Source organism: Bartonella sp. AA97HXZ, assembly GCF_042196985.1.
Lineage (GTDB): Bacteria > Pseudomonadota > Alphaproteobacteria > Rhizobiales > Rhizobiaceae > Bartonella.
Window position 1 is genome coordinate 90,557 of sequence record NZ_JBHIRC010000004.1, and the last position, 17,856, is coordinate 108,412.

14 protein-coding genes are annotated in these 17,856 nt (G+C 39.3%); 4 read left to right on the top strand and 10 right to left on the bottom strand.

Annotated elements, in window-relative coordinates; translation table 11 throughout:
- Positions 1–152: 152 nt before the first annotated feature.
- Both ACFINE_RS03835 and ACFINE_RS03840 read right to left on the bottom strand, forming a co-directional pair.
- Complete coding sequence (locus tag ACFINE_RS03835; protein WP_375621104.1) at positions 153–1,526, bottom strand: glutamate--cysteine ligase; 1,374 nt, start codon at positions 1,524–1,526, stop codon at positions 153–155.
- 68 nt (positions 1,527–1,594) lie between these two features.
- The gene (locus ACFINE_RS03840; RefSeq protein WP_375621105.1) at positions 1,595–2,338 is read right to left on the bottom strand and encodes a 16S rRNA (uracil(1498)-N(3))-methyltransferase; all 744 of its coding nucleotides are present in this window, start codon (positions 2,336–2,338) and stop codon (positions 1,595–1,597) included.
- Between the two features lie 235 nt (positions 2,339–2,573).
- Between ACFINE_RS03840 and ACFINE_RS03845 the strand changes: the two genes are divergently transcribed.
- On the top strand, positions 2,574–2,717 hold the full coding sequence (locus ACFINE_RS03845; RefSeq protein ID WP_273790383.1) for a hypothetical protein: 144 nt from the start codon (positions 2,574–2,576) through the stop codon (positions 2,715–2,717).
- Between the two features lie 315 nt (positions 2,718–3,032).
- Here the strand turns inward: ACFINE_RS03845 and ACFINE_RS03850 are convergent, their stop codons facing one another.
- Positions 3,033–4,913 (bottom strand): AsmA family protein, encoded by a 1,881-nt coding sequence (locus tag ACFINE_RS03850; RefSeq protein WP_375621106.1) that lies wholly within the window; start codon positions 4,911–4,913, stop codon positions 3,033–3,035.
- A 315-nt stretch (positions 4,914–5,228) separates the two neighbouring features.
- Between ACFINE_RS03850 and folD the strand changes: the two genes are divergently transcribed.
- Positions 5,229–6,128 carry a bifunctional methylenetetrahydrofolate dehydrogenase/methenyltetrahydrofolate cyclohydrolase FolD gene (folD, locus tag ACFINE_RS03855; protein WP_375621107.1) on the top strand — a complete coding sequence of 300 codons (900 nt, stop codon included), beginning with the start codon at positions 5,229–5,231 and terminating at the stop codon, positions 6,126–6,128.
- A 66-nt stretch (positions 6,129–6,194) separates the two neighbouring features.
- On the opposite strand, the gene edd is transcribed toward folD, so the two are convergent.
- The 7 genes from edd to ACFINE_RS03890 form a co-directional block, all read right to left on the bottom strand.
- The gene (edd, locus tag ACFINE_RS03860; protein WP_375621108.1) at positions 6,195–8,018 is read right to left on the bottom strand and encodes a phosphogluconate dehydratase; all 1,824 of its coding nucleotides are present in this window, start codon (positions 8,016–8,018) and stop codon (positions 6,195–6,197) included.
- A 56-nt stretch (positions 8,019–8,074) separates the two neighbouring features.
- Positions 8,075–8,827 (bottom strand): 6-phosphogluconolactonase, encoded by a 753-nt coding sequence (pgl, locus tag ACFINE_RS03865; protein ID WP_375621109.1) that lies wholly within the window; start codon positions 8,825–8,827, stop codon positions 8,075–8,077.
- Between the two features lie 10 nt (positions 8,828–8,837).
- Positions 8,838–10,310 (bottom strand): glucose-6-phosphate dehydrogenase, encoded by a 1,473-nt coding sequence (gene zwf / locus ACFINE_RS03870; RefSeq protein ID WP_375621110.1) that lies wholly within the window; start codon positions 10,308–10,310, stop codon positions 8,838–8,840.
- Between the two features lie 120 nt (positions 10,311–10,430).
- Positions 10,431–11,714 (bottom strand): NAD(P)/FAD-dependent oxidoreductase, encoded by a 1,284-nt coding sequence (locus tag ACFINE_RS03875; RefSeq protein ID WP_375621147.1) that lies wholly within the window; start codon positions 11,712–11,714, stop codon positions 10,431–10,433.
- An 11-nt stretch (positions 11,715–11,725) separates the two neighbouring features.
- Positions 11,726–13,153, bottom strand: a complete 1,428-nt coding sequence (locus ACFINE_RS03880; protein ID WP_375618430.1) for a glutamine synthetase family protein — start codon at positions 13,151–13,153, stop codon at positions 11,726–11,728.
- 458 nt (positions 13,154–13,611) lie between these two features.
- A complete protein-coding gene (locus tag ACFINE_RS03885) occupies positions 13,612–13,908 on the bottom strand; it encodes a class I SAM-dependent methyltransferase (protein ID WP_375621148.1) in 297 nt (98 codons plus the stop codon).
- Positions 13,909–14,063: 155 nt separating this feature from the next.
- Positions 14,064–14,630, bottom strand: coding sequence for a hypothetical protein (locus tag ACFINE_RS03890; protein ID WP_375621149.1), 567 nt, complete (start codon positions 14,628–14,630; stop codon positions 14,064–14,066).
- 449 nt (positions 14,631–15,079) lie between these two features.
- Here ACFINE_RS03890 and ACFINE_RS03895 point away from each other — a divergent pair, with 449 nt between their 5' ends.
- A complete protein-coding gene (locus ACFINE_RS03895) occupies positions 15,080–16,501 on the top strand; it encodes a coproporphyrinogen-III oxidase family protein (RefSeq protein ID WP_375621111.1) in 1,422 nt (473 codons plus the stop codon).
- Between the two features lie 10 nt (positions 16,502–16,511).
- On the top strand, positions 16,512–17,732 hold the full coding sequence (locus tag ACFINE_RS03900) for an MFS transporter (RefSeq protein WP_375621112.1): 1,221 nt from the start codon (positions 16,512–16,514) through the stop codon (positions 17,730–17,732).
- The last annotated feature ends 124 nt before the right edge of the window (positions 17,733–17,856 follow it).

Consider the following 17,856-nt stretch of genomic DNA (forward strand, 5'->3'; position numbering starts at 1 on the left):
ATCACACTCCCCAAGAAATTTTTGTATTGTATCCTTTCCGTTATGAGAAATGTTAAAAGCAAGATAGGGTATGCTCTCTAGAGCAAATGAGTGAATGAACCACCACGGTGATATGTATTTTTAAAAAAATAGGAAGTATCTTTGCTTCAAATTTAATAGGCACATTCTAAAAATAAAGGTTCTACAGACTCATTCCAAATAGAATAGTAATGGGACAAATATTTTTCAGCATCTGTTTGTCCCATTGCAACAACCTCTTCTAAAGGATTAAGAAAATTTGTTTCATCAAAACCATTCGTATCATACTGTTTGCGATTTTTTAAGCCTTTGCGAGCAATAGTAAGAGCTTGACGTGCTAACTCTAAAAGAATAGTTTGACGAAAAGGAGTTCTTAACCCTTCTTTAGGAACACGTTGGCGCAACTCTAAAACTTCTTCAAAACACCAATCTTTTGTCAAAGCCTCTGCCTCATTAAGTGCTTCCCTATCATAAAGAAGCCCAACCCAAAAAGCTGACAACGCACAAATGCGCTTCCAAGAACCACAATCAGCTCCCCTCATTTCTAAAAATCTTTTTAATCGGACTTCAGGAAATAACGTTGATAAGTGATTAATCCAATCTCCCATGTTTGGAATTGAATTTGCAACTTGTCCTTTTAATGCTCCATTCATAAACTGACGAAACGTTATGTGTGTACAATCATAATAACGACCATCACGCACAACAAAATACATTGGAACATCAAGGGCCCATTCAACATAATCAGCAAAACCAAAACGCTCAGAAAATACAAAGGGCAGAACGCCTGTCCTCTGATTATCCGTATTACGCCAAATTTCAGAACGCCACGATAAAAAGCCATTTGGGCGCCCTTCTGTAAAAGGCGAACTTGCAAATAATGCCGTTGCAATGGACTGTAACTTCATGGATACTTGCATTTTTCGCCGCATATCACTTTCAGATGAAAAATCAAGATTAACCTGAACTGTTGATGTGCGATACATCATATTAAGACCATTATACCCCACTTTAGGCATATAATCAGTCATAATCTGATAACGTGATTTAGGCATTCGCGGCGTTTCAGCTAAAGTCCACTTTGGACTAGCTCCAAGACCTAGAAAACCTATACCTAATGGTTCTGCAATTTTTTTGAGAAGAGTTAAATGCTCCATCAACTCGTAATATGTATGGCTTACTGATTTTAATGGTGCACCAGATAATTCAAATTGTCCCCCAGGTTCCAAAGAAATGGCTCCCTGATCAACTGATCCTACGAGCCCAATAATATTCTCTTCATCTAAAATAGGTTTCCATCCTAAGGCGCTTTGCATCCTCTCTAAAAGCGCTCGGATTCCCCTCTCTCCTTCATAAGGAACAGGGTGAAAACCATCTCTATAAAACGGAAATTTTTCATGTTCTGTACCAATGCGCCAATCATCTTCTGCTTTATACCCCCCTTGGAAATAGCTAACCAAAGAATCTAAGTTATAAATTTCACTTTCATCAGTTATATCAAGCGCCATAACTTACCGTATCCTATAATTGGTATCATCATCTTAAATAAATTGTTTAGAATGATTTTACAGATTTCTCAATCCATTGCCCAATCCCCCACGGTAGCATTAAGAAGAGCCAAAGCAGCAACAGCGGCAGTATCAGCGCGTAAAATACGCGGACCTAGTGATATTGGAACCACAAAAGGATGTTTTTTTAAAAAGCTCCGCTCTTCTTCACTAAAGCCACCTTCCGGTCCAATAAGAATACCAGGTGTTGTAACGTCACGCTTTTTAAAAAAAGGTAATGGATTATGCGATTTATGCTCTTCATCACAAAAGAATAAAGGCTGTGTCTCATCCCACTGTGCTAAAAGTTCTGCTAATGATAGAGCCGATACGCATTCAGGAAGAGATAAAATTCCACACTGTTCAGAAGCTTCAATAACATTGGCTTCCATACGCGCCATATTGATACGCGTAACCTGCGTATGATGCGTTATAACAGGCTGCAAAATCGATACCCCCATTTCAACAGCTTTCTGCACCATATAATCCAACCGCGCATTTTTGAGTGGAGCAAAGCAATAAATAAGATTGGAATGCGTCGTCTGTAATCTTTCTTGATGGATAAGCTGAACCACAACAAATTTTTTCTTAACAGTGATAAGTTTAGCAAGCCACTCACCATCCTGTCCATTAAAAAGTAAAATTTCTGCTCCTTCTTTCATACGCAAAACATGCATAAGATAAGAAGCTTGTGCCCCCTCTATCTTTATTTCTTCATTCAAAGCCAATGTCTGTCGGATAAATAATCTTTTAAGTTTATAATTTATGCGCATAAAAATTTTGCCAATGCTCACTATCGTCATCAAGAAAATGAAGAAAAATATATAGCAAAAAGAAAAAATTATATCTATAGAACTATAATATATTAAAGAATTATAGAGTTTTTTTAGCTTTATGAGATAATAATAGGAACTTATAGATCCTTAAGTGATTCTGCTTTCATAAAAGTTTAAATAATGCACCATTCATCTTTGCATTCAGTCATTGATGCATCCGTGGAGGAAAAATATGTCTGCTAAAAAAGCTACAATTATTACGATTACAACCCTCTTAGCCTTTATTTTGATTACAGTGGGAATTGGTTCTGTTGGAGCCGACGGGAAGCATACAATTACCAAAGATGGCTATGGTATTTCTTCTGCGATTCAATAAGCACTGGCCAACATCCTCCTTAAAATTTTAATGTTTTTTAGCAATTTTTATAAGATTAGCACCAATATTATGAATCTCTTGTATTTGAAAGATTCCATAAGAAGGTTTTTTATTCCTCTCTTCAGTCATTTATCTATACCAACCTCACTTATTATGACGGTGAGGATGGTTTTTACTGCTTCACGACGAACGGATTTAAAATGAGAGAATCTTCCGATAATGGGAGCTCTGATTTAAATTTAAAAGACAATTTTAAGTTGCAAAAAGACGAATTACCATTACAGGATAGAATATTATACAGATGAAAAACGATACTCAATCTGCGTCAATATCTTTTGTAACCCAAAAATCACCATGATTTTGTCCTTTAGAGCTTAGAGAAAAAGTAAAAGGCCATGCAAGGCTATTAGCAAGACATTGGACATCTTTACATAAAGTTTCTGATCTATAGTTTTTGCGTAGTTGTGCCTGTAATATCAGTTCATTTTCCTTCCCTTGCGCAATAGCAGTTGCAATGGTTCCTTGAATGGATAAGCTCAAGTCTGCTGTACGCATTAATGACTCTGTTACCTTCATCATACCTTCTGAAAAGCTTGTCTGAATATCCCAGTAATCAAATGTTGTTAAAAAAGTATCATTATTCATTAAAAGAAATTGTTGTTTATTTGAAAGTCTTGTTTGTAATTCATTCAGATCATACCCTAATAGCCGACCAGAAGACATCTTCAGTGTTAACTCACCCTGCATTTTCGTAAAAATTTCTGGCCAAGAATCAGCAAGTGTTCGTACCGTTGCAGTAAAATTCGTTTTGCTTTGTATAAATGGAATAAATCCCCAAATTTCTAAAGTCTCCTGCATATCAATAGAAGCGCCTGAAATATTTCCTCCAATACGCACTTTCTGTCCAGCTGACGTAACTTCAATATTACTTTGCACGGATCCACCAAAAATATTCGCATGTCCAAGATCAAAAATACCATGCCCATCTCTTATTTGTATTGCAGCAGCTAAATTTGTGAGTGAAATATTTCCTATTTTAGCTTGTGGCGCAGAAAGTCGTATATCCACGCCAATACGATCAAAAATTCTCATGTCAAAGCAGGCATTTTTCTTTTTACCTGAAAAAAACATTGAACCCAAGAGGCTAAGGTCTAGGTTATCAAAAGCTAAAGAGCCCATGAGATTTGGTACATAATCTTGAAAATCGAGTTTTAAAGCTCCTCGCGCATTGGCTTTCCCCATCGTAAATGTAACATTGTTCATTTGGATATGCATTGGCTGCGCTAAAAAATGAGATTCCCATACAATGGGTATTTTTAATTTATGTCCCCAAAACTGATTTCCACCAACCCAAGACAATGTCTGATTCCATCCAGGAGAACGCATCGACACTTTTCCGTCAAAAATATAATATTCAGATAATCGAGCCTTTCCTGTAAAAGTTATTCCCCCACGTACAGAATTGAGACTTGCCCTAATATGACTTTTGCCTCCTGCAAGAAGCAGCAATGCTTGAGAAGCATCAAGTGATAATTTTGTAAATTCTCCGCGCCAACGCGCATCTGCACGTAACCGTACTTCCTGAGTTGATTCCGGCCAATCTAAAGTTGCATTTAATCCTGTTATTTTTTCTGCTACTCCTGAAAAACTATCGTGATACACAAGAACACCATTTTTAATGACAATCCGTCCAAAAGGTTGTTTTAAAAGGTGCTCTATCTCTGGATGCTCAGGATTATGTTTTAATATTTCACGCGTATTACGTATAGCCACCCCTAATGCACCTTGTGAGCGAGAAAACCGATCAAAAAAATCTGCTATTGTTTTAACAGGCTTTTCCATAACAAATTGAGGACGCATAATCCGCGTCTCTGAAAAAGAAATATGTCCCCAAAGAAGATCGACGACAGAAAGATCAACTTCTATTGATTCAGCTTCCATTAATGGCGCAACATCATCCATTTTTGATGTTAAAGTAACGCCAGAAAGAAATGCTTTAGGATAAGGAAAAAGATGTAACCGCGGTGGATCACGCAATTGCACATTGTAACCCGTCCATGCACTTAAATCCTGCGCTAAACGAATACGAATCGCATCTGTAGAAATAAGATAAGGTAAAACGAGAATCCCCACTCCAAATAAAAAGATAATTGTAATAAAAACTCCGCTCAAAAATTTTATTATTCTGATGCGCACATTATCCCTCTATACTTATCCCCCTATAACAGATTAAAAACAAACTTAAATGATCATAAAAAGTTTTTATAATCCTATAATTCACTATATCCACTTTGTATCTTCATTATTTTTGTTCTTTATCCAAAATTTATTCAAACAGCAATGTTGCTGCTTCTTTATAAAGCAATTATTTAAAAGTCTTCAAAACTATAAATCCACAACATTATAAAACCATTCTTACTGTTCTCATATGAATATTGCTATAAAACTCTATCGTATTATTAGAAAATGCTTTACAAAAAAAACAAACAGCCTTACCGAAAGGATCTCTGAATGAATAATATTATCGACGGAAAAAAACTTGCTGAAGAGATTATTGTGAAAGTTAAGGCCGAAACAGCAAAGCTCCGCCATCACTATAATATACAACCTAGTATCGCTGTTATTATCGTTGGAGATGATCCTGCAAGTCAAGTATATGTCACCTCAAAAAATAAAAAAGCCGAAGAATGTGGGTTTCTTTCAATCAAACATGTCGTTTCCAAAGAAACGCAAGAAAAAGATCTCCTTCAACTTATTACAACATTAAATTCTGATCCCAAAATTCATGGTATTTTGGTACAGCTGCCTCTCCCTGCTCATATGAATACAAATCGCATAACACAAGCCGTTGCTTTCCAAAAAGATGTTGATGGTTTTCATTATATTAATGTAGGAAAACTCGCGGCAAACGCACTTGAAGATGCGATGATTCCCTGCACTCCAGCTGGTGCCATGATGATGATTGAACAACACTGTGGACGAGATTTATCTGGACTTGATGCTGTCGTTGTTGGACGCTCTAATATTGTTGGAAAACCTATGGCTGCCCTTTTAACAGCAGCCAATGCCACTGTGACAATTGCCCATAGTCGTACCCGTGACCTTGATGATGTGTGTCGAAGCGCTGATATTCTAGTAGCAGCTGTAGGCCGCCCACAAATGATTAAAAAAGACTGGATAAAAGATGGTGCAATTGTTATTGATGTCGGTATTAACCGCGTTGCTGCACCAGAAAAAGGTATAGGGAAAACACGTCTTGTTGGTGATGTCGATTTTGAAAACGTAAAAGAAAAAGCTGCTGCGATCACCCCTGTTCCAGGAGGCGTTGGACCAATGACAATTGCCATGCTTATGGTTAATACACTCAAAGCGGCCGCACGATCATACAATCTGCCTATACCAAAATTCTAAAAATTGTAACAATTCCTTGTATATGGTTTAATTGTATATGATTCAGCTTATTTATTTTTGCATTTTTCATGTCATAAAAACAGATGCCCCTTGATCTGCACGATTAACGGATTGACGAAAAACATGAAAAAGTTCGCGTCCAACACCATGTTCGTTTTTTGAAAGATCCGGAGATATGATTTTTCGCGCGTTAAATTTTGCTAAATCCTCCAAAAGGGTTAATTTACCCTCATGAGCATCAAGAAAAACAATATCACCATCCTGCAAACGTGCAATGGGGCCATTATCCACTGCTTCTGGTGTCACATGGAGAGCAGCAGGAATTTTTCCTGACGCTCCTGACATACGCCCATCGGTTATCAATGCTACCTTTTGACCGCGATCTTGTAAAACGCCTAAAATGGTCGTTAATTTATGAAGCTCTGGCATACCATTGGCTTTTGGTCCTTGATAGCGAATGACAGCGATAAAGTCTTTATTATGCAACACTCCAGATTTAAAAGATTTTTGTAGTTCCTCTTGATCATTAAAAACAAAGACTGGTGCTTTAATCTGCCAATACTCTGGTTTAACAGAGGAAACTTTTATAATAGCTGTTCCCAAATCTCCTGATAAAACACGAAGACCACCATCAAGCTGAAATGGCTTTCTCCACCCCGCTAACACCTTATGATCACCACTTTCCTTAAGAGCCGCTTCACGCACCACATGACCATCAGCAGAAAGCTTTGCTTCAATTGCATAAGCATTGAGATCTTTACCAAAAACCGTAGAAACATCTTCATGGACCAAGCCTGCCTCGATAAGCTCGCGAATAATAAATCCCATTCCCCCCGCAGCGTAAAAATGATTAATATCTGCTAAACCGTTAGGATAAATGCGCGCTAAAAGAGGCACAACGGATGAAATTTCTGCAATATCATGCCATGTCAATTTAATACCGCAAACAGCAGCCATAGCAATCAAATGAATCGCATGATTGGTAGAACCTCCTGTTGCATTTAATCCTACAATGGCATTCACAAAAGAACGCTCATCAATGATCATACCAAGTGGACTATAATGATCACCAAGATCTGTCATTTCAAGTACACGTTTCGTAGCTTCTTTTGTTAAAGCATCACGCAACGGTGTATTCGCATTAATAAAAGAAGCTCCAGGCATATGAAGCCCCATCATCTCCAGTATCACCTGATTAGAGTTAGCTGTTCCATAAAATGTACATGTTCCTGGCCCATGATAAGAACGTGCTTCTGATGCTAAAAGTGTTTGGCGATCTATTTTATTTTCCGCGTAAAGTTGACGTATCTTCGCTTTTTCATCATTACCTTGACCACTTGTCATGGGACCAGCTGCTATAAAAATTCCTGGTAAATGACCAAATGTTAGGGCACCAATCAATAAACCTGGCACAATTTTATCACACACCCCAAGATACAATGCTGCATCAAAGACATCGTGTGATAAGCTTATAGCTGTTGCCATTGCAATTACTTCACGCGAAAAAAGGGAAAGCTCCATCCCCGCATTTCCCTGCGTAACACCATCGCACATCGCGGGAACACCACCTGCAACCTGTGCAACACCACCAACCATACGGGCCGACTCTTTAATTAAGTGAGGAAATTTTTCAAAAGGTTGATGTGCTGAAAGTATATCGTTATATGCCGTGATAATGCCAATATTCCCAACGATATTTCCCTTCAAACGCTCTTTATCTATTGCACCACAAGCAGCAAAGCCATGAGCCTGATTGGCACATCCTAAAAAACTCCGTTTGGGGCGATGAACTTGTGCTTTTGCAATACGATCTAAGTAAATTTCTCGTGTTGATTGAGACCGTTCATAAATCCTTCGTGTAACTGTGGCAATTGTCTTGGAAAGTGCCATATTTCTCTCCCCCTTTCATTGTTGCTGCCCCTCATTCATTGAGAGAGATTACGTTTTTATTCACCTTGTGTCGCATATTTTGATTCACTTATTTCATTTTCTGCAGGCGACCAATAAACCTGAACGAGATGAGGGGAATTACGCAAAATTGCCCGAATAGGCATTTCTATTTCAGACCCGTCTTGACAAGCCTCTTCAAAACAATCGCGTTTCTGAAAACCTTCAAAATGGAGAATAATACAACGAGATTGCATAATAACTGGCAAAGTTAGTGAGAGTCTTGGCTCAACAGCACTCTTAGCATGAAGGGGTAAAACAAGTGCTTGTGTTCGTAAATCAAGCGCTTGCTTTAAACGATCAGCATCAGGAAAAAAAGAAGCCGTATGTCCATCCTCCCCCATTCCTAAAACAACAACATCAAAGGGTTTAGGCAAAGTATTAACACGACTCGCCGCTGAAAAAGCAGCAAGTTCAGCAGTAATTGCTTTATGATAAAGCCCTACAAAACGTGCTTTTTCGGCAAAATTTTGTAACAAATGACACCGTACCATATGTTCATTTGAACGTTCATCGTGTGTAGGGACAAAACGTTCATCGACCAACGTGATAATAATCTTTTGCCAATCAATATCCGCTTTTGACAAATAATGAAAAAACAATTCTGGTGTTTTACCACCAGACACCGCTAAAACAGCTCTCTTGCGCTCAAGAACAGATACACTAAGTTCTGCTGCTACTCGATCTGCTAATGCCAAGGCTAAAGTCTGAGGGGTTTCAAAATCTAAACGGTCAATATTCATTCTATACATACTTATTGCTCTAAACTAAATTGTTCCATATACGCCCATCACGTTCCATGAGGCTCATCGAAGCAGACGGCCCCCATGAACCAGCGTTATAACTGTGAACAGGCTGTTTTATTTCTTCCCATCCCTCAATGATTGGATCAATCCAACGCCAAGCAGCCTCAACTTCATCACGACGCATAAACAGTGTTTGATCTCCACGAATAACATCCATTAATAAACGTTCATAAGCATCAGGATTACGTTCAGAAAATGCGGAAGAAAAACTCATGTCTAATGGAATGTGACGAAACCGCATACCGCCATAACTTGGATCCTTAATCATCAACCATTGTTTTACACCTTCATCAGGTTGGAGACGAATTACAAGCCGATTAGAAAAAATTTCATCTAAATCCACATTAAAAATATTATGAGGAATAGGTTTAAAAACCACAACAATTTCAGACATTCGCGTGAACATGCGCTTACCTGTTCGTAAATAAAAAGGCGTATTAGCCCAACGCCAGTTATCAATCTTAACCTTAAGTGCTACAAATGTTTCACTCTTACTCACTCTTCCCAGATCATCAAAATAAGACTCTACCGATATACCATTTGATAGACCAGAAAGATACTGCCCACGTACAGTATGCTGCCCTACATTATGGACATCAAGCGGTGTTAAAGAATGTAAAACTTTAAGTTTTTCATCGCGCACAGCATTAGCACTGTTGGTAAATGGTATTTCCATCGCAACCAAACAAAGTAATTGTAGCATATGGTTTTGAACCATATCGCGTAGAGCACCAGTGCTTTCATAATATTCTGTACGGCCCTCTAACCCTAAAGATTCAGCAACGGTTATTTGAACATGATCAATATAATTGGAGTTCCATAGCGGTTCATAAAGTGTATTAACAAACCGCAATGCCATTAAATTTTGAACAGTTTCCTTCCCAAGATAATGATCAATACGAAAGATCTGCTCTTCATTAAAGGCACTTGCAAATACATCATTAAGTGAAACCGCTGTTTTTACATCGCAACCAATTGGTTTTTCAATGATAATCCGTGTTTGTGGTGTCACCAAATCATTTTTTTCCAACTTCATCGCAATATCAGCAAAAAGTGACGAACCAACAGCCAAATAAAAAGCTCGAATATCCGCTGAATCTTGTGACAGAAGGAGGGCTAAATCCTCCCACCCTCGATTTGAGGTAACATCAACAGAAACGTAAGTTAAACGTGCAAGAAAACGATTGAGTTCTGTTGAATTGAGATCTTTTGGATGGATATGTTTTTCTAAAGAAATGCGGACAAAATTTTGATATTCTTCACGACTTAAAGAAGTGCGCGAAACCCCAATAATACGTGTTGGCTCACTGAATTGCCCAGCACACTGACAATGATACAAAGCCGGCAAAAGCTTGCGCAACGCCAGATCACCATTGCCACCAAAAACAAAACAATCAAAGGAAGAAACTGGAATAATTTTACGCACCATGAACTTGTTTATTTTTCTATTCGATTATGAAATCCCATATCACTTATAAAAGCTTTCATCATTAAAGCAGACAGATACTAAATAAGCCATTAATTTTCTTCATTTCAAGCAATGTTTCCATTAAAGGCGATCCAATAAAGAAAACCAACGCATTGCTAAAAATATAAGCGGATAACGCAAAACTCTTCCTCCCGGAAAAGATGAAATCTTTAAGTCTTGGAAATAGGAAAAACGTTCATATTTTCCAGTTAACCATTCTGCGTATAATTTTCCCACGAAAGGAGCCAGCATAACGCCATGCCCTGAATAACCACCACAATAAGTCATCCTTGAAAAAATTTGGCGAACATAGGGCATGCGTTCAACTGTGATGGCAACCGTTGCTCCCCACCGATGGCTTAAATTGATAGAATGTAATTGAGGATAAATTTCAACAATTTGCCGTTTTATACGTTCATCTAAATTTAGAGGATGCTTATTATCATAACTTTCTACACCACCAAATAAGAGACGATTATCAATGCTTTTGCGAAAATAGCGAACCATAAAACGGGAATCATCAACCGATTCCCCCCCTATAAGAATTGAACTATGCTTTGGTAATGGGTCCGTTGCTCCAATATAAGAGCGAATAGAAACAATATTTTTTTCAATAAAACGCTCCAGACCAAGTTTATACCCATTTGTTGCAAGTAAAACATGCTCTGCTGTTACACTACCTTTTTCTGTTATTACTTTCCAATGTGCTCCCTTGCGCCTTACGGTCGTTACTTGTGACTTCTCATAAAGCTTAGCACCAGCATCTTGTGCTCTTTTTGCCAACCCAATAATCAATTTTAAGGGATTTATATGACCGGTATCCGCATCATAAATACCACCACAATAAAAAGTTGATCCAAGTCGCTCAAATGTTTCAGCCTTATCCATAAAAGTAAGCGCGTGATAGCCATAACGCTGCATCGCCTCAATATGCTGTTGATAAGAGAGAAGCTCACGCCTTTTATGAGTTACAGAAAGCTGTCCTCCTATCAAATCACAAGGACAATTAGGCATTGCGCATAAAGCTAAAATATCTCTTTTAGCTTCTTCTGCTAAATCAAATAGAGCCTTACTTCGCTCAAAACCATACTTTTTTTCTAATGTTTCTACCCATTGCCGTTGCCCTGTTCCCAGCTGTCCACCATTGCGCCCTGAAGCACCATTACCAAAACGTGATGCTTCAAATAAAACAACATCTACTCCAGCCTTGGCTAAATGATAAGCAGCCGAAAGACCCGTAAATCCGCCTCCAATAATGACCACATCACACTGTCTGTTTTCACAAAAAGAAGGATAAGAGGGACGTTCTCTTAAAGCATCTTCATACCAAGAAATTCCTGGAGAAATTGAATTATAATCAATCATCGTCATAAAATTTAAACATTCAGCAGGAGATATTCACGCTCCCACGGACTGATTACTTCCATAAAAGTTTCAAACTCTTGTCGTTTGATTGCAGCATAAGTACTGACAAACACATCCCCTAAAATAGCACGTATCACTGTATCTTGTTCAAACAAATTGACTGCCTCAATGAGCCCACGCGGTAACTCAATATTATCAGCGTTTACATTATTTATCGCTGGCTCATCCGGCTCAATTTTTTGTTGCAAACCAATAAGACCACACGCTAAAGAAGCCGCAAGGGCTAAATAAGGATTCGCATCTGATGAAGGAAGCCTATTCTCAACACGTCGCGCTTGAGGAGCAGAACGGGGAACTCGAAAAGCTGTAGTACGATTATCATATCCCCACCGCAAATTAACAGGAGCCGAATTATCAGGGACAAGACGTCGATAAGAATTCACATAAGGCGCAAGCATCACAAGTACGCCTGGCATATGTTTTTGCAATCCACCAATAAAATGGCGAAAACAGATACTTTCTTCACCATTTTCCTGTGTAAAAATATTCATACCGGTTTTCTTATCAACAACCGATTGGTGAATATGCATAGCAGAACCCGGCTGCCCTTGAATGGGTTTTGCCATAAAAGTTGCATACATATTATGTTTTAGTGCTGCTTCACGAATTGTTCGTTTAAACATAAAAACTTGATCCGCTAATTCAATAGGATCACCATGACGTAAATTGATTTCAAACTGTCCTGCTCCTTCTTCATGAATGAGGGTATCAATTTCCAATCCTTGTGCCTCTGAAAATTGATAAATATCATCAATCAAATCATCGAATTCATTAACACCAGCAATGGAATACCCCTGTCCACCACCAATTGAACGCCCAGAACGACCAACCGGTGGAACTAACGGATAATCAGGATCGGGATTTTTTTGTACCAAATAAAACTCAATTTCTGGTGCCACAACAGGGCTTAAACCCATTTTTGTGTAAAAATGAACCACCGTTCGTAAAACATTGCGTGGTGTATAATCCACAACCTGACCATTTTGATACACAAGATCACAAATCACCTGTGCCGTAGGAGCATCTTCCCATGGCACAATGCTTAACGTAGAAAGATCAGGCTCAAGGCGTAAATCACCATCTGCTTTAGGATATTCAAAACCATGACCATCTTCAGGATAATCCCCTGAAATTGTTGCCATAAAAACTGCTGAAGGCAATGCCAATGATGTTTCCGATGTAAATTTTTTAGAAAGCATCATCTTGCCCCGTGGTACCCCTGCTTGATCAGGCGTAATACATTCAATATCCTCTACCTTACGAAAAGCAAGCCATTGTGAAACTTGTTCCCAATTGCGCACACCACGTAAACTTTTGAGAAAACGAGAGACAGGTTTAAAATTCTTACTTTTCGTTTGTTTACCATTTTTTACAGCCATAACATACCAACTTTAAAAACAATCAAGTCCTATTCTTATTGTATCAGCCCATGCATAAACGACACGAAAAAAATTTATCAACTGATATTTTTGAAGAATACTATAAGATCTATCAAGGTAAAAGAACTTTACGCTCAAAAAGCTATCCTATCACCATAGTGAAAAAATTGATATTGCACCCGATACATCGATGCGAACCTTCTCCTTATATAAAACAGCGAGAAATACCATATTGTACGTAACCTAATTCCGATTCAAATAATCATATATAAGCAAACATTGACGAGAATAATAAAGGCGAGATATTTAATTTCCTTTTGGTTGTAGCAATGCTTCATATTAAAAGAAAAGAAACTTTTCTTTTAATATGAAGCAAGTTTTGTAACTCTATTGTTATCCACATAGAAGTAAACACCCTAGGATGGTGAGTAACCTTTACAGCTAGTGCTTACAAACACTCACCCCGCCATAATATGCGTAAATGTATTTTCAGGATAAGTCATACGCCCAGCATTTCCGACATGAAACTTAACCATCGTCTGCATAACAGAGCTATCAACCTTGTTCTGAGTGGATGGTACAGACTCTGCACTTATATCAATTCCCACCGCTTGACATTGCACTTCGCACACAATATTTAGAGCTGAGAATCCAGTAGAGCATACCAAATCCAATAGATAGGATTTTTTGCTAATTGCGCCATGCGTGATCCAACATTTGATAGTCTCCAGCCCACTAGGAGGTGTGTTATTTATATCTAAAAAGCCAAAAAATCAGGATATGAGAACACAATAATATCAATTTCCTTTTAACTAACGTCCTTTATCGTCGATCTTCCACCATCGTAAAATCTATTTTGTATCAGTTGCTTTCACATACTTTGACTTATGATCTCGTGATACTGGGCAGACTAAGTACACATCCCCAGAGCCCAGATTATAATTAAGTTCGTACCATTCTGCTCTTTTATAGAGCTAATATTTGAAAATAAATAACCATAATCTTTAGATATAATACGCCTAGGTTCAATAATTACCGTAAGCTTATGTAAATCACAACCCAATTGTGATAATGCCTCATAAATTTTACGAGGGTATTCGTCATTGACCGTCACGGCATCGCAAAACGCTGTGGAAGTCGGATATCCTCCGCCTAGACTGATAAAACTTTTTTGATCCTTCAATGCGTAAATATCCTTTCCAGCCTTAGTTAAGGTGGATACTATTAACTCAGTCGAATTCAAATTAGAGCCCACATGCAAAGGCACCCCATTAAGCCTAATCCTATTGGATTCTAGCAAAGATAATGCGGCACGTAACTTCGCCGCAGTCATACCAAAACACGATCTATCCCCGTTTGCCAGTACATGGCACAATCTCAATGAGATTTTAGGTAATATATCAAAATGGCGTGCAAGAGTGATGATGTCATGTAATTCGATAATATTATCACACTGGATATTTATATGTTTTCTAATAGGATAATTCTATCTCTTCTCGAAGTTTTACAGGGATATAAAAAATGTATCTCTACCTTTAAAACCATCTTTTTGCGCTAATGATATTTCATAACCAGACGCAAATTCCAAGTCCTAACAACATAACAATGATGCCCCGCACATCCATTAAAATACCCTGCTTTTTCTCGCTCTAGGCATTCATAGCCGGACCACGTAAAACAGGATACCAATTACAATATCAGACCATAAGGCTGAAAGAGAAAGTTTTTTTATATTTTTATCTTTACATTGCCTCTTAAACAAGCTGGCCTGTTCATATAAGAAGTTATATGTATAATACATATAACTTCTACAAAAGGAGGATTCATTATGTTCCGTGAAAATCTTTGGTAATACACTCGGGTGATTGGGTCACCAGTCGCCCGTCAATAATATAGTGCGAGTTAAGAAATTGGGGGAGGTAAGCTATGCAACTCGTGGATCATCCTTTTGTGAAGTTCGATCAACTCAAGCCGATTTACAACTTCACATATCCGTTATTTCGCACTATTTCAAATGAATTTTACGATTACCTAGACTTTAATAAACTAGCGCACAGTAAGCAGATTCCACAAGCGCGTACCATTTCTCTTTATTTGCATATTCCCTTTTGCGAAACCATCTGTTCCTTCTGTCCCTTTCAGAAAGGGGCCTACAAGCACGTTAAACAAATCGAATCTTATATTTCAGCGCTTACCACAGAGATCAGAAACAAAGGAAATTTCATTCGCTCGCTTAGAGGTCCCATCCGCAGCATCTATATAGGGGGTGGCACACCGTCGCTTTTGTCCGCAGATAATATCCGACACATCGGAAAAGTATTGCATGCCGAATTTGAGCTCTCTTCCTTAGCCGAATTTACACTGGAAAGCGAACCGAAGAGCGTCACACGTGATAAACTTTATGCTGCCCGTGAGATCGGCGTTAACCGGATCAGCTTCGGTATACAGAGTTTCATTGAGCGTTTCCGATCATTGTTTAACCTCACCTCAACACGTGAACAAATCAACAATACCGTGGCTTGGTCACAAGAGATAATTGGACATGTCGGTTTCGACCTACTATATGGCATACACAGCCAGCAAGCCGAAGAACTATTATACGATTTGAAGCAAGCCAGCGAGCTTCACCCTGAAACCATCAACCTCTATGCAATTAACAATCTGGCTATCACGTCGCAACTGCATAAGTCTTACGCACAAAAAGGGCTGAAACCGTCCAGCCTACAACATCGACAGATGCTTCGATTATTTAGCGACATCGTTATGCGCAGCTGCGGCTATGCGCCGTGTAATGGGCATTCCTATATCAAAATTTCCAATAACACTCCTCTAACGCTCGCTAAAACGAGTTCAGCTAATTATTTCCGCTATCACAAATATTTGCATGGTTATCATGATGATTATGTGGTTGGCTTTGGGGTGTCAGCACAGTCGATTCTTGGCTCACTCGTCACACGCGCCAATCCCAGTCGAAGCGAATATATTACCGACATACAACTTAAAGGCAAATCAAAAGTGTACTACAATTGGGTATCAGCGGAGCAACAAGCCTCCAAGGCTTTGTGTATGCGGCTACCTTATAACGGCTACGCCAAAAAAGAAAGAATTGACTGGACCGCACTCCCCTCTTTCGTATACAATAACCTACAGCAACTTATAGGTGCAGGTCTCATCGCAGAAAGTGATAACGATCTCCAGCTGACTCAGCGTGGTTGGCAATGGTATTCCAACCTTATGTATTTTCTTCTCCCTCAGGAAGACAGGAATATCTTGGACGACTATGTCGCAAACATGCTGAATACAACCGCCGTACTTGATGGACCAGCGGAAATCTGTGTGGCATCTTAAGGAGAACAGAATGTTCACGCTTTTTGCCAACAAGAACATACGCTATTTTTGCCTCACCGTTAGTCTGCTCGCCTTACTCAGCGGTGCTTTGCGCACTGCCATCCCGCTATTAGCAAGACAATCTGGATATGGCGTAGTTGGAGTAAGTTGGGCGCAAGGTCTCTTCTCATTAGCGTGGCCAATTTTCGGCATCCTTGCAGGCGTTTTACTTGATCGCTGCGACAAAATAAAACTTGCCACCTCAGCTCTCTTCATCTTCATGCTACTGCATATTGTCCTGTTCATACTGCTCATGATACAGATTACTCCAGCCGAACAAATTTTCTTCTATGCAACCATTGCTGGATTCATCGTCGTTTCTGCCGAAGCTTATATAATGACGATTCCACCACTTATCATGGAGGGAGAGCGATTGATGACCTTCTACTCAATTGTCTTGTTTTTAGATTTCGGGGTCTCCTATTTTCTTGCCCCTGTCATAACAAGCAGCATTTTAGCGCATAGCACACTGCTATTTCTCGGCCTGTTAATCGTGCTTTTTATCGCATTGATTTTTACCGCTCGCCATGCTGTTCCGACATCGCCAACACCTGATAAAGAAAACATCACTTTCCGTTATATCATTGCCGGCTTTCATTTCATTTTTTCAAATCGGCATCTTACCTCCCTTACATTACTCACATTCTTTCTATCGGTGGTATTTGGAGCATTCCTAACCTCGTTCATCTTCTTCGTTACCGACGGTCGGTATCTGGGCCTACATAGCAGCCAATATGGCGTGATGTTTGCAGCCTACGCGCTTGGAACAATGGCAGGTGCCCTATTTGCACCGCGTATACGTTATGCACCGGTGCGCCTAGCTGTTCTCACTGACGGTTTAGGAACGGTTGTCTTACTGCTGGTTCCAGCCTTTTCAAAAAGTGCTGTCGTCGTATGGGGCGTCACCTTTATCGCTGGCGTTGGAGCAAGCTTATGGTTTATTGGTGTTACCGCCTTCAGGCAGCGCCTCACACCAAAGCAACTTCTCGGGCGAGCTAATTCTGCTTTTCGAGTGATAGGCTATGCTGGAACGCCGGTCGGAAGCTTTTTGGTCGGCGTCCTTGGTTCTTTTATATCATTGCAGTTTGCTGCCACCTTTATCGCTGGGCTCCTATTGGTGGCTATCGCGATAACGCTTCCTTTTCTTTGGCAGGCTGATCATATAAACACACCCAATCCTGCCACGAGGTAACAGCTGCTTTTTAAAAAAGACACGGTCAAAAAAGGCACACATACCCTATTACGCAATCGATTGATCTGTTCTTTGGACGAGAAAATTATCACCATAGTGGCTGATAGAGCCAGCGGCACTATAG

Excerpts from the sequence above, each read along its gene's own strand:
- ACFINE_RS03835 (WP_375621104.1), bottom strand. The coding sequence starts at position 1,526 with ATGGCGCTTGATATAACTGATGAAAGTGAAATTTATAACTTAGATTCT.
- ACFINE_RS03840 (WP_375621105.1), bottom strand. The coding sequence starts at position 2,338 with ATGCGCATAAATTATAAACTTAAAAGATTATTTATCCGACAGACATTG.
- ACFINE_RS03845 (WP_273790383.1), top strand. The coding sequence starts at position 2,574 with ATGTCTGCTAAAAAAGCTACAATTATTACGATTACAACCCTCTTAGCC.
- folD (WP_375621107.1), top strand. The coding sequence starts at position 5,229 with ATGAATAATATTATCGACGGAAAAAAACTTGCTGAAGAGATTATTGTG.
- edd (WP_375621108.1), bottom strand. The coding sequence starts at position 8,018 with ATGGCACTTTCCAAGACAATTGCCACAGTTACACGAAGGATTTATGAA.
- pgl (WP_375621109.1), bottom strand. The coding sequence starts at position 8,827 with ATGTATAGAATGAATATTGACCGTTTAGATTTTGAAACCCCTCAGACT.
- zwf (WP_375621110.1), bottom strand. The coding sequence starts at position 10,310 with ATGGTGCGTAAAATTATTCCAGTTTCTTCCTTTGATTGTTTTGTTTTT.
- ACFINE_RS03875 (WP_375621147.1), bottom strand. The coding sequence starts at position 11,714 with ATGATTGATTATAATTCAATTTCTCCAGGAATTTCTTGGTATGAAGAT.
- ACFINE_RS03880 (WP_375618430.1), bottom strand. The coding sequence starts at position 13,153 with ATGGCTGTAAAAAATGGTAAACAAACGAAAAGTAAGAATTTTAAACCT.
- ACFINE_RS03895 (WP_375621111.1), top strand. The coding sequence starts at position 15,080 with ATGCAACTCGTGGATCATCCTTTTGTGAAGTTCGATCAACTCAAGCCG.
- ACFINE_RS03900 (WP_375621112.1), top strand. The coding sequence starts at position 16,512 with ATGTTCACGCTTTTTGCCAACAAGAACATACGCTATTTTTGCCTCACC.